Raw genomic sequence first — 23,824 nt, 5'->3', positions numbered from 1 at the left:
GGTCAGTTGTTCCTTTCGAGGAGGCGGCCGGAGGGCTCGGCCAGGGTGCCGCGGTCGTTGATCCGCTCGCCGCGCAGCCAGGTGGAGGTGACCACGCCGTGGAGGGTCTTGCCCGCGTAGGCGGTGATGCGGTTGCGGTGCTGGAGCTCGACCGGGTCGACGGTGAAGGTGGCGTCGGGGTCGATGACGGCGAAGTCGGCGTCGCGTCCGGCCTCGATGGCGCCCTTGCGGTCGAGTCCGGCGAGGCGGGCGGGGCCCTCGGACATCCAGCGGACGACGTCCTCCAGGGTGTGGCCGCGGCGGCGGGCCTCGGTCCAGATGGCGGGGAGGCCGAGCTGGAGGGAGGAGATGCCGCCCCAGGCGGAGGAGAAGTCCGGGGTCTTGAGGTCGGCGGTCGACGGGGAGTGGTCGGAGACGATGCAGTCGATGACCCCGTCGGCGAGCCCCTGCCAGAGCGCGTCCTGGTTCACGGCCTCGCGGATCGGCGGGCAGCACTTGAACTCGGTGGCGCCGTCCGGGATCTCCTCGGCCGTGAGGGTGAGGAAGTGCGGACAGGACTCGACGGTGACCTTGACGCCCTCGGCCTTGGCGGCGGCGATGAGCGGCAGCGCGTCGGAGGAGGAGAGGTGCAGGACGTGGACGCGGGCGTCGAGCCGCCGGGCCTGGTTGATCAGGTTCTCGATGGCGGTGTTCTCGGCGTCGCGGGGCCGGGAGGCGAGGAAGTCGGCGTACTGCTCGGAGGACTTCTGCGGGGCGGCGGCGAGGTGGTGGGGGTCCTCGGCGTGGACGATCATCAGCCCGTCGAAGCCGGCGATCTCGGCGAGGGAGCGGGCCAGCTGCTCCTGGTCCAGCTCGGGGAACTCCTCGACGCCGGAGGGCGAGAGGAAGCACTTGAAGCCGTAGACGCCCGCGTCGTGGAGGGGGCGCAGGTCCTTGACGTTGTCGGGCAGGGCGCCGCCCCAGAAGCCGACGTCGACGTGGGCCTTGGACCGGGCCACGTCCTGCTTGACGCGCAGGTTGTCCACGGTGGTGGTGGGCGGGAGGGAGTTGAGCGGCATGTCGACGATCGTGGTGATGCCGCCGGCGGCGGCCGCGCGGGTGGCGGTCCAGAAGCCCTCCCACTCGGTGCGGCCGGGGTCGTTCACGTGGACGTGGGAGTCGACGAGTCCGGGCAGGACCACGTGGTCGCCGACGTCCTCCAGGACGGCCCCCGCGGGTACCTCCGCGTCGTACGGCAGGACCGCCGCGATCGTGCCGTCCGAGACGGCGATGGCCGCCGGCCGCGTGCCCTCCGGGGTGATGACCCGCGTCGAGCGCAGTACCAGGTTGACGTCCACCTTGCCCCTTCCCGTTCCGCTTCCACGAAGCAGAATTTCAACGAACTGTTGAAGGAGTCTGCGGCCGGGAGGAGATGCCGTCAAGGGCGGACCCGGTGCCGCGACTCGCGAGGGAGTCTACCTAGAGGTTTCCACAAAGTGGAATAGGAATTTCGTACAGTAGAAGGTAGCTCCCTACAGGAGGGGCGGACCCGACCCCCGCCGCGCAGCCGCCGACAACGGACAAACACCCCGCTGACCGGCCCGGACGCCGAGCCCCGCACACTGTGCCCGGCCCGACGGCCCGGTAGGCTGCTGCCTTGCCCGCCTGCCCCGAAAGGACCGTTGACGTGCCGACGTCCAGCGCCAGCACCACCGACGCCGCCAAGCCCGCCGCGAGCGGTGGCGTCCAGTCCCTTGAGCGCGCCTTCGACCTCCTCGAACGGATGGCCGACGCGGGGGGCGAGGTCGGGCTGAGCGAGCTCTCCGCCAGCAGCGGGCTGCCGCTTCCCACCATCCACCGTCTCATGCGCACCCTCGTGGCCTGCGGATACGTCCGCCAGCAGCCCAACCGGCGGTACGCGCTCGGCCCGCGCCTGATCCGCCTCGGCGAGTCGGCCTCCCGCCTCCTCGGCACCTGGGCCCGCCCCTACCTGGCGCGGCTCGTCGAGGAGACCGGCGAGACGGCGAACATGGCGCTCCTCGACGGCGACGAGATCGTCTACGTCGCCCAGGTGCCGTCCAAACACTCCATGCGCATGTTCACCGAGGTCGGCCGCCGGGTGCTGCCGCACTCCACCGGCGTCGGCAAGGCCCTCCTCGCGCACACCCCGGACGACGAGGTGCGCGCGCTGCTCTCCCGCACCGGGATGCCGGCCGCCACCGAGAAGACCATCACCACGGCGGACGGCTTCCTCGCGGCGCTCGCGGCGGTCCGCGAGACCGGGTACGCCGTCGACGACAACGAGCAGGAGATAGGGGTCCGCTGCCTCGCGGTCTCGGTCCCCGACTCCCCCACGGCGGCGGCCATCTCCATCTCGGGCCCGGCGGGCCGGGTCACGGAGGCGGCGACGGAGAAGATCGTCCCCATCCTCCAGCAGGTCGCCCTCGAACTCTCCACGGCCCTCGCCAACACCACGGGCAACGGCCAGCCCTGACCCCTCCCGTACCGACGAGACGGCCCGCCGCGATCGCGGCGGGCCGTCTCGTCGCTCCCCGTCCCCTCAGGAGACGCCCGCCCCCTCAGGAGACGCCCCTCCCCTCAGGAGATGCCCCTCTCCTCAGGAGACCCCCGCCGGCTCGCACGACAGGCGGCCGTCCTCGACCGTCGCCAGCCGGTCCGCCGCCGCCAGGTGGGAGCGGTCGTGCGTGACGAGGACCGTCGCGGTGCCCCGGTCGCGGGTCAGGCCGGACAGGAGCGCCACCACCGCCGCCCCCCGCTCGTGGTCCAGCGCGCTCGTGGGCTCGTCGACGAGCAGCACCGCGGGCTCGTTCATCAGCGCCCGCGCGATGTTGACCCGCTGCCGCTGCCCGCCGGAGAGCTCGTGCGGTCTGCGCCCTGCCCGGTCCGCGAGGCCGACCGCGTCCAGCAGCTCCATGGCCCGGTCCCGTACCGACTTCGGCGGACGGCCCGACAGGTGCGCCATGACCTGGAGCTGTTCCGCGGCCGTCAGCGAGGGCAGCAGGTTGGGCTGCTGGAAGACGATCCCGATCGACGTCCGCCGCAGCGCCGCCCGCCCCGCCGCGTCGAGCCCCGCCGTGTCCGTGCCGGCGACGACGACCCGCCCCGCGTCGGGCGTCACGAGGGTCGCCGCGACGGCGAGGAGGCTGGACTTGCCGGAGCCCGACGGGCCGACGACCGCCGTCAGACGGCCCGGCGGGACGGTGAGGGAGACCGCGTCGAGGGCTGTCAGCCGCCCGTCGCCGTCCGGGTAGGTGAGGGTCACGGCATCGAGTGCGAGGCTCATCGGACGCTCCCGAGCGCGGTGAGGGGGTCGACGGCGGTGATCCGCCGGATGGAGAGCGCGGAGCCGACGGCGCCGAGCAGGATGATCACGCCGGCCGGGCCGAGCACGGTCGCCGGCGCGAGCACGAAGGGCACGTCGCCGCCGCTGACCAGCGCGCCGATGCCGAGGGCGAGCCCGGTGCCCAGCAGCGTCCCGGCCACCAGCATCAGGACCGCCTGCCCGAGCGCGTCGCGCAGCAGGTAGGGCGTGGAGGCGCCGAGCGCCTTGAGGACGGCGACGTCACCGCCCCGCTGGATGGTCCACACGGTGAAGAAGGCCCCTATGACGAGCGCGGAGATCACGAAGAGGAAGCCCCGCATGAGCTGGAGGGAGCCGTTCTCGGCCTGGTAGGACCCTATGGCGCTCAGGGCGCCGTCCACCGTCCGCGCCTCCGTCCCGGCGGCCGCGTCGCCCGCCGCCCAGTCGGCGCCGCCGCGCAGCGCGATCACCGTCGCCCGCTCCTCCGTCGTGGTGCCGCTGTGCCCGAGCCGCTGCCAGTCGTCGAGCGTGGTCCACACGACGGGCGTGTGGCTGTACGAGGCGTCCCCGGCGACCGCGGCGACGGTGACCTCCAGCGGCCCGAGCCGGACGGCGTCCCCGGGGCGCGCGTCCAGCTCCTCGGCCGCCGACTCGGACAGGACCGCCCGGCCGGGGGCCACGGCCACGGGGGCCAGCCCGTCGCCCGGCTCGGTGCCGAAGGCGGAGACGGCGGCGGTCCGCTCGCCCGCGACCGCGTCGAGGGTGCGGATGCCGAGCGGCGCCGCCCCGGTCACCCCGGGCCGCTCCGCCCATGTGCTCCACTGCCGCTCCGTCACCGTGGAGTCGGTGAACGAGACGGACCGGCCGGCCGGCGGGGCGGCGAAGGCGATCCGGTCGGCGGGCAGGCCGGTGATCGCGGAGACGTTCTCCCGCGCGAGTCCGGCCGTCAGCCCGGAGAGGAGCCCCACGAGCAGGGTGATCAGCACGATCACCGTGCCCATGAGGGCGAACCGCCCCTTGGCGAATCTCAGGTCTCTGCATGCCACGAACATGGGACCGAGCCTGGTGTTCCCGGCCCCCTCCCGGCATCGCGCCGCGGATGGCTCCGTATTCAAACTTTCGATTGACCCGGCCGGAGTCGTCCCTGTCTACGCTGGTGGGGTCATGGATCCCCGCTCGCTGACCCCCGCCCTCCGCGCCCTGCGCGTCTGCCTGCACCTCCTCGTGGCGGGGCTGCTCGTCCTCGCCGCGGTCCGCTCCGGCTCCCCCGCGGGCACCGTCCTCGCGGGTGTGACCGGCGTGGTCTACGCGGCCGGGGCCCGGCTCCCCGCCGTACGGCGGTCGCAGCGCGCCGCGGCCTGCTGGCTGGCGGTCCTCGCGCTCTCGTGGCTGGCGCTGCTGTGGGTGACGCCGGAGGCGTTGTGGCTCGCCTTCCCGCTGTACTTCCTCCAGCTCCACCTGCTGCCGGCGCGCTGGTCGCTGCCGGCGGTCGCGCTGACGGCGGGCGCCGCGATCCTCTCGTACGTGGGGCACGGCGCCGCGCCGAACCCGGGGGTCTTCATCGGACCGCTGCTCGGCGCCGCCGTGGCCGTGGCGACCGTCCTCGGCTACCAGGCGCTGTACCGGGAGAGCGAGCGGCGGCGGCGCCTGATCGAGGAGCTGATCACCACCCGGGCCGAGCTGGCGGCGGCGGAGCGGCACGCGGGGACGCTGGCCGAGCGGGAGCGCCTCGCGCGGGAGATCCACGACACGCTCGCCCAGGGGCTGTCGTCGATCCAGCTGCTGCTGCGGGCGGCCGAGCGGGCGCTGCCCCCGGGTTCGCCGGCTTCCGGGCACATCGACCGGGCGCGCCAGGCGGCGCAGGACAACCTCGCGGAGGCGCGCCGGTTCGTGCGCGCGCTGACGCCGCCGGATCTGGAGCGCGGGTCGCTGGCGGCGGCCCTGGAGCGGTTGTGCGAGCCGGGCGCCGGGCCGCGGGCCCGGTTCTCGGTGAGCGGGACGCCGGTGGAGCTGCCGACGCCGTACGAGGTGGCGCTGCTGCGGATCGCGCAGTCGGCGCTGGGGAACACGGTGCGGCACGCGGGGGCGGAGCGGGCGGAGATCACCCTGTCGTTCATGGAGGACGCGGTGGCACTCGACGTGGTGGACGACGGGAAGGGCTTCGCGCCGGAGGGGGTACGGGCGTCCGCCGACGGTGGCGGGTTCGGGCTGCCGGCGATGCGCTCGCGGGCGGAGTCGCTGGGCGGCACGTTCACGGTCGAGTCGGCGCCCGGGCAGGGCACGGCCGTCGCGGTCACCCTCCCGCTGCCCGCGGGAGGTGCCCGGTGACGGCGCCCGGGACGGTCCGGCTGCTGCTTGCCGACGACCATCCGGTGGTACGGGCGGGGCTGCGCGCGGTCCTGGACACCGAGCCCGGCTTCACCGTGGTCGGCGAGGCGGCGACGGCGGAGCGCGCGGTGGAGCTCGCGGCGGCCGGGGGCGTCGACGTGGTGCTGATGGACCTCCAGTTCGGCGCGGGGATGCACGGCGCGGAGGCGACGGCGGCGATCACCGGCGTACCCGGCGGGCCCCGGGTGCTGGTGCTGACGACGTACGACACGGACGCGGACATCCTGGCGGCGGTGGAGGCCGGGGCCTCGGGCTATCTGCTGAAGGACGCGCCGCCGGAGGAGCTGGCGGCGGCGGTGCGGACGGCGGCGGCCGGCCAGTCGGCGCTGGCGCCGGCGGTGGCGCACCGGCTGATGGACCGGATGCGGACACCGGCGGAGGCGCTGACCAAGCGGGAGCTCGAGGTGCTCCAGCTGGTCGGCGAGGGCCTGTCGAACCAGCAGATCAGCAAGGTCCTCTTCCTCAGCCAGGCCACGGTCAAGTCCCATCTGGTGCACGTCTTCGCGAAGCTGGGCGTGGACTCGCGGACGGCGGCGGTGGCGGCGGCCAGGGAGCGGCGGCTGATCAGGCGCTGAGCGCCCTCAGGCCCCGGCCGCCTCGGGCGCCGGGCCGACTCAGGCGCCGGGCTGCTTCGGCGGCCCCGGCGGGCCGAAGAGCTCGACGGCGTGCCGGACACCCGCCAGGGCTTCGGACAGGACGCTGACGGAACCGAGCGAGCCGGCCACGAGGAGGAGGCTGCGGCGCAGCCGCCACACCTCGGGGGCACCACTGACGGCCATGGCGTCGAGCGCGGCCAGTTCGTCCTCGGCGATCTCCCGGTCGGCGAACTCCACCCGGTGTCCGGCCAGTTCCCGCCGCAGACGGGCCACGGCGGACCGCAGTGCGGTCACCCTGGGATCCACTGCCTCGCCGGTCACTCGCCTCTGCCCCACGCTCCGCAACACGGTCCCCCGCTCCGAGACGTCCGTTCCCTCCGGCTCCGGGCGGTGGTCGGGCGCCCTGAGTGGGGGTCAGTCAACACCCCGGCCGCCCGGCGGGGAAGAGGCCGGGCGGCGCATTCATGCGACCGTGTCATTCCGTGTCATGCGGTAAGCAGGTCCCATGACGCACACAGCCTCTCCCTCCCCTTCCTCCCCGCCGCTCGTCGCCGGGCTGCTGCTCGCCGCCGGCGGCGGGCGCCGGCTCGGCGGGCGCCCGAAGGCCCTCCTGCCGTACCGGGGCCGCCCGCTGGTGGAGCACGCGGTGCGGGTGCTGCGCGAGGGCGGCTGCGCGGTGGTGCACGTGGTGCTCGGCGCGTCGGCGGAGCTCGTACGGGAGCGGGCGGAGCTCGCGGGGTGCGTGGTGGCCGAGAACCCGGGGTGGGCGGACGGCATGGGCTCGTCGCTGCGGGTCGGCCTGGCCTCCCTGGCGGCGGATCCGCGCGGGGTGGACGCGGCCCTGGTCTCGCTGGTCGACCAGCCGGGGATCGGGGCGGCGGCGGTGGGCCGGGTGCGGGCGGCGTACGGGGCGCGGGACGCGCTGGCGGCGGCCTCGTACGACGGGAGGCGCGGGCATCCGGTGCTGTTCGGCGCGGACCGCTGGGCGGGGATCGCGGCGGGCGCCGAGGGCGACCGGGGCGCGCGGGACTACCTGGCGGCGCACCGGGACGCGATCGCCCTGGTGGACTGCTCGGACGTGGCGGAACCCTTCGACATCGACACCGAGGCGGACCTGTACCGGCTGGAGGGATGAGGCGGGCCGGACGCGGGCACCTGGAGTGAAGGAGCTGGCACTCGGAGCCATGTTCTGTCGACCCGAAGAATCTCGACATCAACAAACGATTGAACTTCCACCATGAGGAAACTAATATCCACTGCATAGAAGCGCCTGATCCCTTGTGACGGCGCTCGCGGCCGTATCTCGGCAACCGCGGCACTCCGTGCCGTCCGTGACGCCCGGCGGCCGCCAGGCACCGCCCGCGTAGTCCGCTGAAGGAAGTGACAGGTCATGTCCGCACCAGCGCCGTCCCCCCTGGTCGTCGTCGACGCCGAGCCCCTGCCGCGCCAGGAGGAGGTGCTGACGGAGGCGGCCCTCGCCTTCGTCGCCGAGCTCCACCGCCGGTTCACCCCGCGCCGGGACGAGCTCCTGGCCCGCCGCGCCGAGCGGCGCGCCGAGATCGCCCGCACCTCGACGCTCGACTTCCTGCCGGAGACCGCGGCGATCCGCGCCGACGACTCCTGGAAGGTCGCGCCCGCCCCGGCGGCGCTGAACGACCGCCGCGTCGAGATCACCGGCCCGACCGACCGCAAGATGACGATCAACGCGCTCAACTCCGGCGCGAAGGTGTGGCTCGCCGACTTCGAGGACGCCTCGGCCCCCACCTGGGAGAACGTCGTCCTCGGCCAGGTCAACCTGATCGACGCGTACACCCGGAACATCGACTTCACCGACGCCCGCACCGGCAAGTCGTACGCCCTCAAGTCCGCCGAGGAGCTGGCGACGGTCGTCATGCGCCCGCGCGGCTGGCACCTGGAGGAGCGTCACCTCGCCTTCGAGGGACGCGCGGTGCCCGGCGCGCTCGTCGACTTCGGCCTGTACTTCTTCCACAACGCGCAGCGCCTGATCGACCTCGGCAAGGGCCCGTACTTCTACCTGCCGAAGACCGAGTCGCACCTGGAGGCCCGCCTCTGGAACGACATCTTCGTCTTCGCCCAGGAGTACGTCGGCATCCCCCGGGGCACCGTCCGCGCCACGGTCCTCATCGAGACCATCACGGCCGCGTACGAGATGGAGGAGATCCTCTACGAGCTCCGCGAGCACGCCGCCGGCCTCAACGCGGGCCGCTGGGACTACCTCTTCTCCATCGTCAAGAACTTCCGTGACGGCGGGCAGAAGTTCGTCCTCCCGGACCGCAACGCGGTCACGATGACGGCCCCGTTCATGCGCGCGTACACCGAACTCCTCGTCCGCACCTGCCACAAGCGCGGCGCGCACGCGATCGGCGGCATGGCGGCCTTCATCCCGTCCCGCAAGGACGCCGAGGTCAACAAGGTCGCCTTCGAGAAGGTCAAGGCCGACAAGGACCGCGAGGCCGGCGACGGCTTCGACGGCTCCTGGGTCGCCCACCCCGACCTGGTCCCGATCGCCATGGCCTCCTTCGACGCCGTCCTCGGCGACAAGCCCAACCAGAAGGACCGCCTGCGCGAGGACGTCTCCGTGGCGCCCGGCGACCTCATCGCCATCGACTCCCTCGACGCGAAGCCCACCTACGACGGCCTGCGCAACGCGGCCCAGGTCGGCATCCGCTACATCGAGGCGTGGCTGCGCGGCCTCGGCGCCGTCGCCATCTTCAACCTGATGGAGGACGCGGCCACCGCCGAGATCTCCCGCTCCCAGATCTGGCAGTGGATCAACGCCGGCGTCGTCTTCGAGAACGGCGAGACCGCCACCCCGGAGCTGGCCCGCAAGGTCGCCGCCGAGGAGCTGGCCGCCATCCGCGCCGAGATCGGCGAGGAGGCGTTCGCCGCCGGCAAGTGGCAGCAGGCCCACGACCTGCTCCTCCACGTCTCCCTCGACGCGGACTACGCGGACTTCCTCACCCTCCCCGCGTACGAGCAGCTCGTCGGCTGATCTCCGACGCACCCCCGCACAGGGCCCGGCCCCCGGAAAACGCACAGATCCGGGGCCCGGGCCCTGTGCCGTGTCCGTGCCGTGCCCGGCGCCGTGTCTGTCGGCCCACAGGGGACGAGACCCAACCGAGATATGCAGCTACCTAGCGGTAATAAGACGCGCCGTGCGAGATTCCGCCATGCCACCGGCCGGCGGCTGTCCCCCACATCACCGCGTACCGCAGGAGCACAGCCATGCCCTCGACCCCCCACCGCGCGCTGCGCGCACTCCTGGCACTGTGTACCGCCGCCGGACTGGCCACCGCCGCCGCCCCGGCCGCCCACGCCTCCCCCGGCCGCGGCCCGACCGCCGTCGTCGCCATGGGCGACAGCTACATCTCCGGCGAGGCCGGCCGCTGGCTCGGCAACAGCCTGACGAACTCCGGCGGACGCGACGGCACCGACCGCGCCTGGACGGGCGGCGGCCACGACCCGTCGCGGGTGTACGGCCCCACCACCGGCGGCTGCCACCGCTCGGACGTCTCCGAGGTCAGGAGCGCCGGACCGATCGCGGCCGACCTGATCAACCTGGCCTGCTCCGGGGCGACCACCGAGAACGTCTTCCGGGCCGCGCGGGGCGGCACGGCGTACAAGGGCGAGGCCCCGCAGGCCGACCGGCTGGCCGCCGTCGCCGCCTCACACGACGTGAAGCTGATCGCCCTGTCCATCGGCGGCAACGACCTCGGCTTCGCCGACGTCATCACCTCCTGCGCCACCGACTACATCGTCTGGTACTCCTACTGCCACGACGACCAGCAGGCCGAGGTGGACGCCCGGATCGACGCCGCCATGGCCTCCGTCGGCAAGGCCGTCGACGAGGTGCGGGCCGTGATGACCGGCGCCGGGTACGCGGCCTCCGACTACCGGATCGTGCTCCAGTCCTACCCCTCGCCGATCCCGCGCGCCGCCGAGAACCGCTACGCCGAGGGCGGCTGGTCCCGGACGAACACGGGCGGCTGCCCGTTCTGGGACGCGGACGCCGACTGGGCGCGGAACTCCCTCGTCCCTCAGCTCGCCGACCGGCTGCGCCAGGTGGCGGTGGCGAAGGGCGCGCAGTTCCTGGACCTGCGGGACGCGCTCCAGGGCCGCGAGGTGTGCGCGAAGGCGAGCCGTCAGGTGACGGCCGCGCAGCCGCCGTCGGGCGCGGCGAGCGAGTGGGCGCGGTGGATCGACAGCCGGTCCACCCAGGGGCTCGTCCAGGAGTCGATGCACCCCAACGCGTACGGCCAGCAGGCGCTCGGACGCTGCCTGGCGCTGATCCACGCGGTCCCGTCGGGCCACCGCGCCTGCCGGAACACGGCGGGCGCGGGCCCCTCGGGGATGTACCTCACGGCGGGCTGACGCTCCTCAGGTGAGGTACGGGGTCCCTCACGGCGGGCTGATCCCCAGCGGGCCGAGGATCCGTTCGGTGCCGCGCCGGTCGGCCTCGGCCATCGCCCGGACGAGGGCGGCCGAGCCGCCCGGCCAGTCGGCGGCGGCCGCGTCGAAGGCGGCCCGCCGGGACTCCAGCGGCCCCCGCTTGCCGGGCAGCCGGTCGAGGACGCGCAGGGCGCGGGCCGACACCGGCACCTGGATCGCGTCGGCGTCCTCGCCGCGCGCCCGGAGCGCGTCGAGCGCGCGGGCGCCGATCACCGGGTCGCGCAGGGCGCCGCGCAGCGCGCCGGGCGGGGCGGCGGCGGTGTCGAGGAGCCCGAACAGGGCCCGTACGTCGGCCGCTTCGGCGGCGTGGGCGTGGCCGGGGGCGAACGCGGCCAGCAGCTCCGACCAGGCTTCGGCGGTGTCCCCGCGCGCGTGCAGCCACGCGGCGAGGACGCGCGCGGCGGGCGCCTGGGGCCACTGGGCGGCCGCGACGAGCAGCTCCCGCGCGGGCCAGGCGGCGGCCTCGGCGGCGGTGGGCGCGGCGATCCGGCGGACCCGGAGGAGGTAGCGGACGGTGGCGGCGCCCCGCGGGGTGAGTCCGAAGGCGTCGCCGGAGCGCAGGACCAGGCCGGTGGCGGCGAGCCGGTCGGTGACGGCGGCGAGTTCGCGGGCGGGGCCCTCCAGACGGGCCCGGTCGGCCTCGCCGAGGCCGGCGGAGCCGAGCAGCCGGACGAGTTCGGGCACGGGCGGGGTGACGTAGGGGCCGGTGACGCCCTCGGGGACGGTGACGGGGACGTCCTCCAGGGCGGGGTCGACGGTCCAGTCCTCGTACTCGGCGGCGCGGCGGGCGACCGAGTCGGCGGCGCAGCCGCGCTGGTAGAGCGCGTACAGCAGGTGCGGGGCCTCGCCGCCGTACGGCTCGTACTCCTCCTCGGCGAGTTCCTCGACGGCGGCGAGCAGCGCGTCGGCGTCCCGCTCGGCGTCGCCGGAGGAGCCGTCGGCGTCGGCGGGCGGCGGGACCGGGATCGAGGGGTCGCCGTAGTAGTCCATGTGCTCGTCGAGGAGCGCGTCGGCGAGGACGAGGTGGGGGAAGTCGTCGGGCCCGGGAGCGTAGTGCGCGTAGGCGCCGGTGAGCTCGTCGGCGAGGCCGGCGGCGGTCCAGCGGTCGAGGAGCGCGGCCGTCACCCGGCCGATGCCGGCGGCGACGGCGTGGTCGGTGAGGAGCGGTCCCGCGGCGGGCGGCTCCTCGGCGTCGCGGACGTAGGCGCGGGCGACGGCCTCGGCGAGCACGGTGTCGGCGAGCGCGGTACGCCCCATGAGGTCGGCGCGGAGCACGCCGTCGGGGAGGGGCGCCCCGTCGAGGGCGCCGATCCGGCGCCGCACGTCCTCGGCGTCGCCGAGGTCGGCGCCGACGGTGCGCAGGAGCGAGGCGTACCAGCGGTGCCAGGTGAGGTTGGCGGGGTCGTTCATGGCCCGTTCGAAGTCGGGCCCGGCCTCGCCGACGACGGCGGCGACGCGCTGCCGCAGCTCGCCGTCGAAGCACCCGGCGAGGGCGCCGAGGACGGCGGGGTAGGCGGCGAGGTCGCCGGGCGGGGCGTAGACGAAGGCCGGCAGGTCCTCGACGAGCAGCTGCCGCACCAGCTCGGGCCGTGGCTCGGGCATGCCGCCCGTCCGGTCGGCGCCGCGCAGCGCGAGCAGCCCGAGGACGGCTTCGGCGGCCCTGGTGAAGGCGGGGTCGCGGTGTTCCGGCCTGCCGTCGAGGAGCGCCAGGAACTGGTCCAGCCCGGTATTGGTGAGAACGGTCTCGGCCACGGTTCCAGGGTAGTTCGGGGGTGCCGGGAACGGCCTGAGGGACACCCCCGGCGGGGGTGTCAGCGGACGGTGACCGCGCGGGGTGCGGAGAAGTCGCCCCAGGTGCCGTCGGGGAGGCGGGCGCGGAGGGTGAGGGTGAGGGTGGTGCCGGGTTTCGCCTGGGCCGGGAAGGTGTAGGTGGCGCGGCCGGGGGGCGGGGTGGTGCCCCAGACGACGGTGGTGGCGAAGCGGCCGTCGATGTGGAGTTCGTGGTGGGTGACGGGGGCTCCGGTCTCCGGCGGGGTCCAGGTGAGGGTGATCTCGCCGGCGCGGGAGGTGGCGGTGAGGGCGAGCGGGGAGGTGTTGGGGGGTGCGCCGGGGGCGGGTGCGGTGGTGAGGTCGGCGGCGGGGCTGTCCGGGGAGGAGTTCTCGGCGGCGTCGCGGGCGCGGAGGGTGAAGGAGTAGGCGGTGCCGGGGCGCAGGCCGGTGACGCGGGCGGTGGTGGCGGTGCCGGGGGCGGTGTGGACGCGGACGCCGGCCTGGTGGACGTCGTAGGCGGTGACGCGGGTGTCGTCGCGGGAGGCGGTCCAGGTGAGGACGGCGGCGTCGGAGCCGGCGGGGGTGGCGCGCAGGGTGCCGGGGGCGGTGGGGGGTTCGCGGTCCTCGGCGGTGGCGCGGAGGGTGGTCGCGGGGACGGCGGGGGTGGCGGGCGAGGTGTTTCCGGCGGCGTCGCGGGCGCGGACGGCGAAGGTGTGGCGGGTGCCGGGGGCGAGGCCGGTGACGTCGGTCATGAGGGTGGTGGCGGGGAGCTCCCTGACCTGGCGGCCGTCCTGGAGGACCTGGTAGGCGGTGACGGCGCGGTCGTCGGTGGCGGCCTCCCACATGACGTGGACGGTGGTGGAGCTCCCCGAGGTGGCGGTGAGGCCGGTGGGGGCGGCGGGCGGGGTGGTGTCCTTCGGCGGGGGGCCGGAGCAGGCGGCCAGGGAAACGAGCAGCGCACTTGTCAACAGGCTTGCGGCGAGCGGGCGTTGCACGGGCCGGCCTCCGTCCGTCGGAAAGGTCCAGACCTATATCGCATGCGGAGGGAGGGGTTCGCAAGGGGGCGGCGCGGGGGCGTTGTCAGTGGGGTGCGCTTCACTGGAATCGTTACTCTCCGTAGTCGATTCTTGGGGGGATCATGACGGACCGTTCGCTGTACGTGTCGCCGGCCGGGGTGCGGCGGCGCGGCTGGACCGACGCGATGGTGCGGGAGCTGCTCGGGCTGCCGGACGTGCAGGGGCGGGACCCGCGCCGGTACGCGCCGGCGCCGGTGCGGCTGTACCTGCTGGCGCGGGTGGAGGCGGTGGAGCGGACGCCGGAGTTCGCGGCGGCGTCCGCGGCCCTGGCGGAGACTCCCCGGAGCGCGGCCCTCGGGGTCCTCGCCGGGAGCCGGCGGTCCGCCGTGCTGGCGGCGGTCCGGGCCGAGCCGATCGAGGTGCCCCGGCTGCCGGCGGCCGAGCTGGAGCGGCGGGCGGTCCGGCACCGGCACCTGACGACCGCGCGCGGTCCGGGCGCGGGCCCGGGCGGGAGGGGGGTCCCGGCGCCGGCCGGCTCGCTCGTCCGGTGGCAGGTGGGCTATCTGCGACAGGCGCTGGCCCGGTACGAGACGCTGCTCGACGGGCTGTACGGCGACGCCGGCCGCCGCGAGGCCGAGCGGCTGCTGCGGCGCAGGCTGTACCGGGCGATCGCCGCCGCGTATCCGGCGCTGGCCGGGGAGTGCGCCCGGCGGATCGCCCTGGAGTCGGCGTGAGCACGGCGGGTACGCCGCCGCCCCGGGCCCCGCGGGGTGCGCGGGGCCCGGGGCGGGCGGGACGGCTGTGGTGCGTGATGCGCGCGCTGACGGGCGCGGGGCTTACGGGGCTTGGCCTGGTGGGCCTGGGCCTAGTGGGCGTGGGCCGTCTTGGCGGTGCGGATCTCCTCGCCCGGCTCCATCGGCGCCGTCACGTCGTCGTCGTCCTTGCGCCCGCCGAAGTGGTTGAAGACCACGTTGAGCAGGACGGCGGCGACACAGCCGGTCGAGATGCCGGAGTCCAGGATGATCTTCGCGGTCTCCGGGAAGGCGTGGTAGAACTCCGGCGCCGTGATCGGGATGATGCCGACGGCCAGCGAGACGGCCACGATGAGGACGTTGTTGTCCTTCTCCAGGCCGGCCTTGACCAGGGTCTGGATGCCGCTGGCGGCGACCGAGCCGAAGAGGACGACGCCCGCGCCGCCGAGGACCGGCCGCGGCACCACCGAGATCAGCGAGGCCGCGACGGGCGAGAGGCCCATGAGGACCAGCAGGCCGCCGCCGCAGGCGACGACGTAGCGGCTGCGGATCCGGGTCATGGCGACCAGGCCGACGTTCTGGGCGAAGGCGCTGCACATGAAGCCGTTGAAGAGCGGGCTGAGCGCGGAGCCGAGGGTGTCGGCGCGCAGACCGCCGGCGATGGTCTTCTCGTCGGCCGGCTTCTCGACGATCTCACCCAGCGCCAGCATGTCGGCGGTGGACTCGGTCATCGAGACGAGCATGACCACGCACATCGAGATGATCGCGGCGAGGGCGAACTGCGGGGCGCCGAAGTGGAACGGCGTCGGGAAGCCGACGATGTCCGCCTCCGCCACCGCGCTGAAGTCGGTGACGCCGAAGGGTATGGCGATCAGGGTGCCGAGGACCAGGCCGACCAGGACGGCGATCTGCTTCAGGAAGCCTCGGGTGAAGCGGCGCAGCAGCAGGACCACGACGAGCGTGATGCCCGCCAGGGCCAGGAACTTGACCGAACCGTAGTCCTCGGCGGCGGGGTTGGGCCCCTGGGCCCAGCCGAAGGCGACCGGCAGCAGCGAGACGCCGATGAGGGTGATGACGGTGCCGGTGACCACCGGCGGGAAGAACCGCACCAGCCGGGAGAACCAGGGAGCGGCGAGGAAGCCCAGCAGACCGGCGACGATGATCGCGCCGAAGATGATGGGCAGCGCGTCGGCCTTGTCGTCCGTCGTGTCGACGATGGCCAGCATCGGGGCCACGCCGGCGAAGGTGACGCCGTTGACGAAGGGGAGCTTGGCTCCGATCTTCCAGAAGCCGAGCGTCTGGAGGAAGGTGGCGAGGCCGGCCGTGAAGAGGCTGGCGCCGGTGAGGAAGGTGAGCTCGGTGCCGGAGAGGCCGACGGCCGCTCCGACGATCAGCGGCGGGGCCACCACGCCCGCGTACATGGCGGCCACGTGCTGGAGGCCGCTGGTGAACATCTTCAGAGGGGGCAGGATCTCGTCGACCGGATGCTTGGTCCGGTCTTCCGGGGCGGTGCCTGCGTCTTGTGCATTGCGAACCTGGGGCGTGTCGGCCACGGCGGTTCCTCCGGTCGGGTACACGTCGGCGGTGACGCGGGTGTCAGGGAGGTGGAGCGATGCGGTGCGAAGTGCAGGAGGTGCGGCTCGGTGCGAGGTGGTGCGGCGCGCCGGAGGAAGGGGTGCGGCGCTGGGGCGGGGGGCCCGACGGGGGTGCGGACGGGTTTCACCGTCCCGGGTGGCGCCGTACGACTTCTGCGTACGACGCCCCCCGGTCGGGCTGCCGCGGGCCCCGCTCGGGTCCGCGGCGACCGGTCGAGGGCCGTCCCCCTCGACCGGACTCCGGGGGGAGGATCAGCCCTGGGCCGCGATGCGGGCCAGGCGCTGGGCCTCCGTGCGCGCGTCACGCGCGATGGTGTCCTCGTCGACGGTGAGCAGTCGGTTGTTCTCCACGATCTGCTTGCCGTTGACGAAGGAGGCGGTGACCGGGGCCGCCGCGCCGAAGACGATGGCGGTGACCGGGTCGGCGATCGACGAGTGGCCGAGGCCGTCGATCTTCCAGAGGACGAAGTCGGCGAGCTTGCCCGCCTCCAGGGAGCCGATGTTGTCGGCGCGGCCGAGGACCTGCGCACCGCCGTAGGTGCCGAGGCGCAGGGCCTGGCGGGCGTTGAGCGCGGCCTCGCGGTGGGCGCCGAGGCGGTTGATGAGCAGCGCGTTGCGCAGCTCGGTGTGGAGCTCGCCGGACTCGTTGGAGGCGGTGCCGTCGACGCCGAGGCCGACCGGTACGCCGGCCTTCAGCATGTCGGGGACGCGGGCGATGCCGGCGGCGAGGCGCGCGTTGGACGACGGGCAGTGGGCGACGCCGGTCTTCGTGCGGGCGAAGGCGGCGATGTCGGAGTCGTTCATGTGGACGCAGTGCGCCATCCACACGTCCTCGCCGAGGAAGCCGGTCGACTCGAAGTAGTCGGTCGGGCCCATGCCGAAGAGCTCGTGGCAGAACTTCTCCTCCTCCACGGTCTCCGAGCCGTGGGTGTGCATGCGCACACCGAGCCGGCGGCCGAGCGCGGCGCCCTCGCGGAGCAGCTCGGTGGAGATGGAGAAGGGCGAGCAGGGGGCGACGGCGACCTGCGTCATCGAGTCGAAGGAGGCGTCGTGGAACTTCTTGACCGTCTCCTCGGTCGCGGCGAGCGCGCCCTCGGTGGTCTCGACCGCGAAGTCCGGCGGCAGGCCGCCGTCCTTCTCGCTGCGGTCCATGGAGCCGCGGGCCAGGGTGAAGCGGACGCCCATCTCGGAGGCGGCGCCGATGATGGCGCCGGAGAGGTCGCCGGAGCCCTGCGGGAAGACGTAGTGGTGGTCCATGGCGGTGGTGACACCGCCGCGGGCCATCATGGCCAGCGAACCCTGGGCGGCGACGCGCACCATCTGCTCGTCGATGCGGGCCCAGGTCGGGTAGAGCGCGACCAGCCAGTTGAAGAGGTTGTGGTCGGTGGCGAGGCCCCGGGTGATCCACTGGTAGAAGTGGTGGTGGGTGTTGACCAGGCCCGGCGTGATCAGGTGGCCGGTGGCGTCGATCCGCCGGACCACGTTCTCCAGGTTCTCGGGAGCCTTGCCGGCGCCGAGGGACTCGATCCGGTTGTCGGCGACGACGAGGTAGCCGGAGGCGTACTCGGTGTCCTGCGCGTCGACGGTGGCGATGGCCGCGTTCTCGATGACGATGCGCTGGGGGGCTGCCGAAGGTGCTGCCATGGCGGTGCTTCCTTCATTCCAGGGGGGTGGGGATCCCTTCACGAGGAGGTCGTGGAGGGAGGGCACGGCAGGACCCTAGGAGGATTTGAGTGCCGGGGCCGTCTGACGGCTCCGGGTGCCGAGATGGTGGAAGAACAGATTCAGCAGGACGGCGACGAGCGCGCCGGCGCTGATGCCGGAGCCGAGCACGGTCTGCGCCCAGGCGGGGAATCCGGCGTAGAAGGTGGGTGCGGCGAGCGGGATGATGCCCGCTCCGAGCGCGACGGCCACCAGGATGATGTTGGAGCTGTCGTCGAGGCCGGCCTCGGAGAGGGTCCGGATGCCGCTGACCGCGATGGAGCCGAAGAGGACGATGCCGGCGCCGCCGAGGACGGGCATGGGGACCAGCGAGACGACCGCGCCGAGGACCGGGAAGGCGCCGAGCACGAGGAGGGCGCCGCCGGCGACGGCGACCACGTAGCGGGAGCGGACCCGGGTGAGCGAGACGACGCCGACGTTCTGCGCGAAGGCGGAGGTCGGGAAGCCGCCGAAGACGGGGCCGAGCAGGGTGGCGATGCCGTCGGTGCGCAGGCCCCGGGTGATGGTCTTCCCGTCGCTGGGCCGGTCGCAGATCTCGCCGAGGGCGAGCATGCCCGCGCTGGACTCGGTCATGAGGACCAGCATCACGATGCACAGGGAGAGGATCGCGGCGGGCTGGAACTCGGGGGCGCCGAAGGCGAAGGGCGTGGGCAGGGCGGCGACGGGTGCCTCGCGCAGGGCGGTGAAGTCGGCCATCCCGAAGGGGATCGCGGCGAGGGTGCCGAAGAAGAGCCCGAGGAGCAGCGCGATCTGCTTGAGGAAGCCGCGGCCGAAGCGCTGGAACATCAGGACGACGACCAGGGTGAAGCCGGCGAGCGCGAGGTACTTCATGGCGCCGAAGTCGGCGGCGGTCCTGTCGCCGCCCTGGGCCCAGCTGACGGGCACCGGCATCAGGGTGACGCCGATCAGGGTGATGACGACGCCGGTGACGAGCGGCGGGAAGAAGCGGAGCAGCCGGCCGAAGAAGGGGCCGACGGCGAGGCAGAAGACTCCGGCGACCATGACCGCGCCGTAGATGGCGGGGAGCTGGTGCCCGGGGGCGCTCGTCTCGGCGATGGCCAGCATGGGGGCGATGCCCGCGGAGGAGGCGGCGTTGACGAACGGGAGCCGGTTGCCGGCGAAGTTCCGGACGCCGAGCGTCTGGAGGATCGTGGCGCAGCCGGCGATGAGGAGGCCGGCGGCGATGAGCCGGGTCATCCCGGCCGCGTCCAGGCCGACGGCCTGGCCGATGATGAGCGGAGGGGTGACGACGCCGGCGTACATGGCGGCGATGTGCTGGAGTGCCGCGGGGACGAGCCGCGAGGCGGGGAGCTTCTCGTCGACCGGATGGCAGGCGGCCTGGGCAGGGGCCTCGGTGGTCGACGGGGTGGAACACGGGCCTTCGGCGGACGCCGGCCCCTTTGCGGGCAGTGCCATGCTGGGTTCCCTCCGGATCTGGTGCCGGTCCCCGCCCGACTGCGGGCGGGCGGGGACCGGATCACTCAGTGCCGCTCAGAGATGTGGTGCCACTCAGAGGTTGGTCATGTCGACCGGGATCAGCGCCTCGGCGCCGTCACGCAGGACCGTGGCCTCGATGAGGCCGTACATGCGGTCCGCGGCGTAGTAGACCTCGTTGTCGTTCTTCAGCCCGAAGGGCTCCAGGTCCACCAGGAAGTGGTGCTTGTTGGGGAGCGAGAAGCGCACCTCGTCGATCTCCGCGCGGTGGTTGATGATCCGCGTGGCCATCTGGTACAGCGTCTGCTGGAGGGAGTACGAGTAGGTCTCCGCGAACGCTTCGAGCATGTGCTTCTTGGTCTGCTCGTAGGACCGCTCCCAGTTGGGCATGCGCTGGTCGTCGTCGGTCCAGTTGAACCGCCAGCGGCCGGACACCTGGGTGGCCAGGATGCGGTCGTACGCCTCCTGGAGGGTGGTGTACTGGTCCTTGATGTAGCCCCAGAACTCCGAGTTGGTGGAGTTCATGACGACGAGGTCCTTGAGGCCGGAGATGACCTCCCACTTGTCGCCGTCGTAGGTGATCTGGGTGACCCGGGTCTCCTGGCCCTTGCGGGCGAAGGAGTGGTTGACCTCGTCGGAGCCGATGAACTTGGAGTTGGCGTCCGAGGAGGCGATGCGCTCCCAGGAGTACTCCTCGATCCGGATGCGGGCCCGCTTGATCGGCTCCTGGCTCGTCACGAAGTGGCGGGCGAGGTGGATGCCGAACTGCTCGGCGGACTCGATGCCGTACTCCTTGGCGAACGCGAAGACGGTGTTCTTCGTCGTGTCGGTGGGGAGGCAGTTGGCGTTGGAGCCGGTGAGGTGGACGTCGCTGAGGTCGCCGGAGAGGGCGACGGAGACGTTCAGGTCCTTGATGTGGTGGGTGGCGCCGTCCCGCGTGATCTTGACGACGCGGTTCTCTGCTTTGCCGTACTGGTTCTGGCCGAGAATCGTGGGCATGTCTGCTAGCTCCCTCGGTAAACGGAGTAGCCGAACGGGTTGAGCAGCAGCGGTACGTGGTAGTGCTCGCCCGGCTTGACGGCGAACGTGATCGCCACCTCGGGGAAGAAAGCACCGGACGGACCGCTGTCCCGATTCGCGGGGGCGTCCTGCTGCGCCTCGGCTTGCTGGTTCTGCTTGCTCAGGAAGTACGTCTCGGTCTCGAAGTCGAGGCGTACGTGGGTGGTGCCGACCGGCAGGGCCGGCAGGTCCTTGCACCGTCCGTCGGCGTCGGTGGCCGAGCCGCCGAGCGCGACCCAGGCGGCGTCGGAGCCGGCGCGGGCGGCGAGGGCGATCGCCACGCCCTCCGCGGGGCGTCCGATGCTGGTGTCCAGGATGTGGGTGGACACCGAGGCCGTGGTGTCGGTGCTCATGCGGCGCTCTCTTCCTCTACGAGACGGGTGAGCCGGATGCGGTTGATCTTGCCCAGTTCGGCGCGGACGATCTCACGCTCCTCCTCGGGCGAGTTGCCGATCCGTTCCCGGACCGCGTCGCGCATCTGCTCGCCGGTCTTGCCGGTGGCGCAGATGAGGAAGACATGGCCGAACCGGTCCTGGTAGGCCAGGTTCAGTTCGAGCATCTCGGCCTTGAGCGCGTCGGAGGAGCCGGCCATCCCGCTCTGCTCGCGGGTGGAGGTGGCATCCCCTTCCTTCGGACGACCGATCGGCGGGTGGCCCGCCATCGCCTCGGCCAGGTCCTCGGCGGTCAGCTCGGCCATGGCGGCGTCGCTGGCGAGGAAGAGGGCTTCGGCGGTGGTGTACGGGCGCTGGGCGACAAGCTTGCTCCCCCACGCCGAACTGGAGCACACCTCGTGGAGCGCGGCGAGAGCCTCGCTGTCCGCGGAGGTGTTGAACCGGGTGAGGCCCGGTGTCGTACCTGAAGTCACGGGAAGCCTCCGTGGCTGTTTTTCGCTGTGCGTCGGACGGGCTGCGGATAGCTAACGCCCTCGGCAACACGACGTCAACACTTTGTTGAAAACTCGGTGACACAAAAGCCGTCGTCCCGACATGCGGACGACGGCTGGTGGCCATGCTTGATCAACTAGGCGTTCTTGGCGCCCTTTTCCCTGTTCAGGGCGGTCTCGCGGTTCAGGTAGTTGTAGACGGTGAAGCGGCTGACACCCAGTGCCCCGGCCACCGTCTCCACGCCGTGCCGCACCGAGAAGGCCCCGCGCGCCTCCAGCACCCGGACGACCTCCTGCTTGGCCTTGCGGTCGAGCTCCGACAGGGGCACCCCGTGCCGCCGCTCCATCGCCGCGAGGATGTGGTCCAGGGAGTCGGACAGCTGCGGCAGCCGTACGGCGAGGACGTCCTCGCCCTCCCAGGAGAGCACGACGTCGTCGGCCGCGGCCTGCGCCGGCTCCAGCACCTCCGCGCCCATCGCGTCGACCAGCGGCTTCACCGCCGCCGTCAAGGGATGCTCGGTCACTTCGCGTCCTCCCCGCCCTCACCGATCACGTTGACCTGGAGCGAGACCCGGGTGGCACCGGCACCGAGCGCCTTGCGCAGCAGCTCGTCGACGGCGGTGAGGACGGCGTCGGCGCCGCCTTCCGCGGTGTTGCCGAAGGGGCCGACATCGACGGCGTCCAGTTCGGCCGACTGGATGACCTCACGGGCCACGACCGCGTGGGCCGGCGCCTCGTCGAGGTCGAACGGCTCGGTCGTGAACTCCACTCTCAAACGCACCATGCCCCCACGCTACGGGCCGTTCGGGCAGCTGGGGAGCCCCGTGGCCGGCGGGTGCCCTTGACAAGTGGGTCGCCCGCCCTGCAACCTTCCACCAGACAGAAAACGACTTCCGCGATACGGAAGGAGCGCCGCCCCTCATGGCCCGCTTCTCAGTAGGCGCCGGCACGGACCAGCGCTTCGATGTGAACCTGTCGATCCTCTTCACGGAACTCCCGCTCCTGGAGCGCCCCGCGGCCGCCGCCGCGGCGGGCTTCACCGCGGTCGAGCTGTGGTGGCCCTGGATCGACACCGCCACCCCCGAGCAGAGCGAGCTCGACGCCCTCAAGAAGGCCCTCGAGGACGCCGGCACCCAGCTCGTGGGCCTGAACTTCTACGCCGGACAGCTCCCCGGCCCGGACCGCGGCGCGGTCTCGGTCCCGGGCGAGGAGTCCGACCGCTTCAAGGCCAACATCGACGTCGCCGCGGACTTCGCCGCCTCGGTCGGCTGCAAGGCGCTCAACGCGCTGTACGGCAACCGCGTCGAAGGCGTCGACCCGGAGGTCCAGGACGCCCTCGCCCTGGAGAACCTGGTCCTGGCCGCCCGCGCCGCCGACCGCGTCGGCGCGATCCTGCTGATCGAGACCCTGAACAAGCCGGAGTCGCCGCTCTACCCGCTGGTGAGCGCCCCCTCCGCGATCGAGGTCGTCGACAAGGTGAACGAGGCCACCGGACTCGGCAACGCCAAGTTCCTCCTCGACATCTACCACCTGGCCATGAACGGCGAGGACGTCAGCGCCGTCATCGCCGAGTACGCGGCGAAGACCGGCCACGTCCAGATCGCGGACATGCCGGGCCGCGGCGCCCCGGGCACCGGCGAACTGCCGCTGGAGCAGCTGCTCGACGAGCTCAAGAAGGCCGGTTACGACGGCTGGGTCGGCCTGGAGTACAAGGCCGCCGACGCCGCCGCGTCCTTCGAATGGCTGCCCGCAGAGGCCCGCCCGGCCCGCTGACGCAGGCCCCCTCCCCGTACGACCTTGTTTTGAGAGGCACCCTCATGAGCAACCTTCCCAAGATCGCGTGGATCGGCCTCGGCATCATGGGCTCCCCCATGTCCGAGAACCTGATCAAGGCCGGCTACTCGGTCACCGGCTTCACGCTGGAGCAGGACAAGCTGGACCGCCTGGCCAAGGCCGGCGGCTCCGCGGCCGGCTCGATCGCCGAGGCCGTCAAGGACGCCGACGTGATCATCACGATGGTGCCCGCCTCCCCGCAGGTCGAGGCCATCTCCTACGGCCCCGAGGGCATCCTGGAGAACGCCAAGCAGGGCGCGCTGATCATCGACATGTCGTCGATCACCCCGCAGACCTCCGTCGACCTGGCCAAGAACGCCAAGGAGAAGGGCATCCGCGTCATCGACGCCCCCGTCTCCGGCGGCGAGGCCGGCGCCATCGAGGCCGTGCTCTCCATCATGGTCGGCGGCGAGCAGGCCGACTTCGACGAGGCCCTCCCGATCCTGGAGGCCCTCGGCAAGGTCATCGTGCTCTGCGGCCCGCACGGCTCCGGCCAGACGGTCAAGGCGGCCAACCAGCTCATCGTCGCCGTGAACATCCAGGCGTGCGCCGAGGCCGTGGTCTTCCTGGAGAAGTCCGGCGTGAACCTCCAGGCCGCCCTGGACGTCCTCAACGGCGGTCTGGCCGGCTCGACCGTGCTGACCCGCAAGAAGGACAACTTCCTGAACCGGGACTTCAAGCCCGGCTTCCGGATCGACCTGCACCACAAGGACATGGGCATCGTGACCGACGCCGCCCGCAACGTCGGCGCGGCCCTCCCGGTCGGCGCCGTGGTCGCCCAGCTCGTCGCCTCCCTGCGCGCGCAGGGTGACGGCGGCCTGGACCACTCGGCGCTGCTCCGCGCCGTCGAGCGCCTCTCCGGCGCCCAGGTCTGATCCACCGCCCCGGATCACCGGGGCCCCTGATTTCCGGTCGGCGGCGGCGCTGACACCTGTCCTGTCGCGCCCAGGCGCCGCCGCCGACCGGAACACCACACTTCGATTTCAACAAACTGTTGACGCGGTG

The 23,824-nt window shown here is 73.0% G+C and carries 23 protein-coding genes; 9 read left to right on the top strand and 14 right to left on the bottom strand.

Annotated elements, in window-relative coordinates; genetic code table 11:
• Positions 1 to 2 precede the first annotated feature (2 nt).
• A complete protein-coding gene (allB, locus tag ACIGHB_RS00455) occupies positions 3 to 1,337 on the bottom strand; it encodes an allantoinase AllB (protein ID WP_399908236.1) in 1,335 nt (444 codons plus the stop codon).
• A gap of 329 nt (positions 1,338 to 1,666) precedes the next feature.
• Here allB and ACIGHB_RS00450 point away from each other — a divergent pair, with 329 nt between their 5' ends.
• A complete protein-coding gene (locus ACIGHB_RS00450; RefSeq protein ID WP_360319596.1) occupies positions 1,667 to 2,473 on the top strand; it encodes an IclR family transcriptional regulator in 807 nt (268 codons plus the stop codon).
• A 123-nt stretch (positions 2,474 to 2,596) separates the two neighbouring features.
• Here ACIGHB_RS00450 and ACIGHB_RS00445 read toward each other — a convergent pair whose 3' ends face one another.
• Positions 2,597 to 3,283 (bottom strand): ABC transporter ATP-binding protein, encoded by a 687-nt coding sequence (locus ACIGHB_RS00445; protein WP_399908232.1) that lies wholly within the window; start codon positions 3,281 to 3,283, stop codon positions 2,597 to 2,599.
• Positions 3,280 to 4,353 (bottom strand): ABC transporter permease, encoded by a 1,074-nt coding sequence (locus ACIGHB_RS00440; RefSeq protein WP_399908229.1) that lies wholly within the window; start codon positions 4,351 to 4,353, stop codon positions 3,280 to 3,282. The genes ACIGHB_RS00445 and ACIGHB_RS00440 overlap by 4 nt, the downstream gene beginning before the upstream one ends.
• A gap of 112 nt (positions 4,354 to 4,465) precedes the next feature.
• On the opposite strand from ACIGHB_RS00440, the gene ACIGHB_RS00435 reads away from it, so the two are divergent.
• Both ACIGHB_RS00435 and ACIGHB_RS00430 read left to right on the top strand, forming a co-directional pair.
• Positions 4,466 to 5,629: a sensor histidine kinase gene (locus ACIGHB_RS00435; protein WP_399908227.1), complete on the top strand. Its 1,164-nt coding sequence runs from the start codon at positions 4,466 to 4,468 to the stop codon at positions 5,627 to 5,629.
• A complete protein-coding gene (locus ACIGHB_RS00430; protein WP_360319100.1) occupies positions 5,626 to 6,264 on the top strand; it encodes a response regulator transcription factor in 639 nt (212 codons plus the stop codon). The genes ACIGHB_RS00435 and ACIGHB_RS00430 overlap by 4 nt, the downstream gene beginning before the upstream one ends.
• 39 nt (positions 6,265 to 6,303) lie before the next feature.
• On the opposite strand, the gene ACIGHB_RS00425 is transcribed toward ACIGHB_RS00430, so the two are convergent.
• Complete coding sequence (locus tag ACIGHB_RS00425) at positions 6,304 to 6,633, bottom strand: DUF5955 family protein (protein WP_399908223.1); 330 nt, start codon at positions 6,631 to 6,633, stop codon at positions 6,304 to 6,306.
• Between the two features lie 157 nt (positions 6,634 to 6,790).
• Between ACIGHB_RS00425 and ACIGHB_RS00420 the strand changes: the two genes are divergently transcribed.
• From ACIGHB_RS00420 to ACIGHB_RS00410, 3 genes are all read left to right on the top strand, one after another.
• Positions 6,791 to 7,420 carry an NTP transferase domain-containing protein gene (locus ACIGHB_RS00420; RefSeq protein ID WP_399908220.1) on the top strand — a complete coding sequence of 210 codons (630 nt, stop codon included), beginning with the start codon at positions 6,791 to 6,793 and terminating at the stop codon, positions 7,418 to 7,420.
• 255 nt (positions 7,421 to 7,675) lie between these two features.
• Positions 7,676 to 9,298 carry a malate synthase A gene (aceB, locus tag ACIGHB_RS00415; RefSeq protein WP_360319106.1) on the top strand — a complete coding sequence of 541 codons (1,623 nt, stop codon included), beginning with the start codon at positions 7,676 to 7,678 and terminating at the stop codon, positions 9,296 to 9,298.
• Between the two features lie 233 nt (positions 9,299 to 9,531).
• A complete protein-coding gene (locus ACIGHB_RS00410) occupies positions 9,532 to 10,677 on the top strand; it encodes a GDSL-type esterase/lipase family protein (protein ID WP_399908216.1) in 1,146 nt (381 codons plus the stop codon).
• 27 nt (positions 10,678 to 10,704) lie between these two features.
• On the opposite strand, the gene ACIGHB_RS00405 is transcribed toward ACIGHB_RS00410, so the two are convergent.
• Together ACIGHB_RS00405 and ACIGHB_RS00400 are read right to left on the bottom strand one after the other, a co-directional pair.
• On the bottom strand, positions 10,705 to 12,507 hold the full coding sequence (locus ACIGHB_RS00405) for a hypothetical protein (protein ID WP_399908213.1): 1,803 nt from the start codon (positions 12,505 to 12,507) through the stop codon (positions 10,705 to 10,707).
• A 59-nt stretch (positions 12,508 to 12,566) separates the two neighbouring features.
• On the bottom strand, positions 12,567 to 13,520 hold the full coding sequence (locus ACIGHB_RS00400) for a fibronectin type III domain-containing protein (protein ID WP_399908210.1): 954 nt from the start codon (positions 13,518 to 13,520) through the stop codon (positions 12,567 to 12,569).
• 143 nt (positions 13,521 to 13,663) lie between these two features.
• Between ACIGHB_RS00400 and ACIGHB_RS00395 the strand changes: the two genes are divergently transcribed.
• Positions 13,664 to 14,275, top strand: coding sequence for a hypothetical protein (locus ACIGHB_RS00395; protein WP_399908207.1), 612 nt, complete (start codon positions 13,664 to 13,666; stop codon positions 14,273 to 14,275).
• A 131-nt stretch (positions 14,276 to 14,406) separates the two neighbouring features.
• Here ACIGHB_RS00395 and ACIGHB_RS00390 read toward each other — a convergent pair whose 3' ends face one another.
• From ACIGHB_RS00390 to ACIGHB_RS00355, 8 genes are all read right to left on the bottom strand, one after another.
• Positions 14,407 to 15,747 carry a nucleobase:cation symporter-2 family protein gene (locus tag ACIGHB_RS00390; protein WP_360319144.1) on the bottom strand — a complete coding sequence of 447 codons (1,341 nt, stop codon included), beginning with the start codon at positions 15,745 to 15,747 and terminating at the stop codon, positions 14,407 to 14,409.
• Between the two features lie 393 nt (positions 15,748 to 16,140).
• Positions 16,141 to 17,532 carry an 8-oxoguanine deaminase gene (locus ACIGHB_RS00385; protein ID WP_360319116.1) on the bottom strand — a complete coding sequence of 464 codons (1,392 nt, stop codon included), beginning with the start codon at positions 17,530 to 17,532 and terminating at the stop codon, positions 16,141 to 16,143.
• Positions 17,533 to 17,607: 75 nt separating this feature from the next.
• Positions 17,608 to 19,026 (bottom strand): nucleobase:cation symporter-2 family protein, encoded by a 1,419-nt coding sequence (locus ACIGHB_RS00380; RefSeq protein WP_360319118.1) that lies wholly within the window; start codon positions 19,024 to 19,026, stop codon positions 17,608 to 17,610.
• A gap of 93 nt (positions 19,027 to 19,119) precedes the next feature.
• A complete protein-coding gene (pucL, locus tag ACIGHB_RS00375) occupies positions 19,120 to 20,043 on the bottom strand; it encodes a factor-independent urate hydroxylase (protein WP_360319120.1) in 924 nt (307 codons plus the stop codon).
• 5 nt (positions 20,044 to 20,048) lie between these two features.
• The gene (gene uraH, locus ACIGHB_RS00370; protein WP_360319122.1) at positions 20,049 to 20,456 is read right to left on the bottom strand and encodes a hydroxyisourate hydrolase; all 408 of its coding nucleotides are present in this window, start codon (positions 20,454 to 20,456) and stop codon (positions 20,049 to 20,051) included.
• Entirely contained in the window at positions 20,453 to 20,968 is a 516-nt protein-coding gene (uraD, locus tag ACIGHB_RS00365; RefSeq protein ID WP_360319124.1) for a 2-oxo-4-hydroxy-4-carboxy-5-ureidoimidazoline decarboxylase, read from the bottom strand. The genes uraH and uraD overlap by 4 nt, the downstream gene beginning before the upstream one ends.
• A 155-nt stretch (positions 20,969 to 21,123) precedes the next feature.
• Complete coding sequence (locus ACIGHB_RS00360; protein WP_360319146.1) at positions 21,124 to 21,462, bottom strand: helix-turn-helix domain-containing protein; 339 nt, start codon at positions 21,460 to 21,462, stop codon at positions 21,124 to 21,126.
• A 44-nt stretch (positions 21,463 to 21,506) separates the two neighbouring features.
• Positions 21,507 to 21,767 carry a hypothetical protein gene (locus tag ACIGHB_RS00355; RefSeq protein WP_037881565.1) on the bottom strand — a complete coding sequence of 87 codons (261 nt, stop codon included), beginning with the start codon at positions 21,765 to 21,767 and terminating at the stop codon, positions 21,507 to 21,509.
• A gap of 140 nt (positions 21,768 to 21,907) precedes the next feature.
• On the opposite strand from ACIGHB_RS00355, the gene ACIGHB_RS00350 reads away from it, so the two are divergent.
• On the top strand, positions 21,908 to 22,759 hold the full coding sequence (locus ACIGHB_RS00350; protein ID WP_360319126.1) for a TIM barrel protein: 852 nt from the start codon (positions 21,908 to 21,910) through the stop codon (positions 22,757 to 22,759).
• Positions 22,760 to 22,803: 44 nt separating this feature from the next.
• Positions 22,804 to 23,694, top strand: coding sequence for a 2-hydroxy-3-oxopropionate reductase (locus tag ACIGHB_RS00345; protein WP_399908199.1), 891 nt, complete (start codon positions 22,804 to 22,806; stop codon positions 23,692 to 23,694).
• The last annotated feature ends 130 nt before the right edge of the window (positions 23,695 to 23,824 follow it).

This window comes from Streptomyces sp. NPDC085460, assembly GCF_044541975.1.
In the GTDB taxonomy this organism is placed as follows: domain Bacteria; phylum Actinomycetota; class Actinomycetes; order Streptomycetales; family Streptomycetaceae; genus Streptomyces.
The sequence above is the reverse complement of the archived record's forward strand: the minus strand, read 5'-3'. Positions and strand labels throughout refer to the sequence as shown.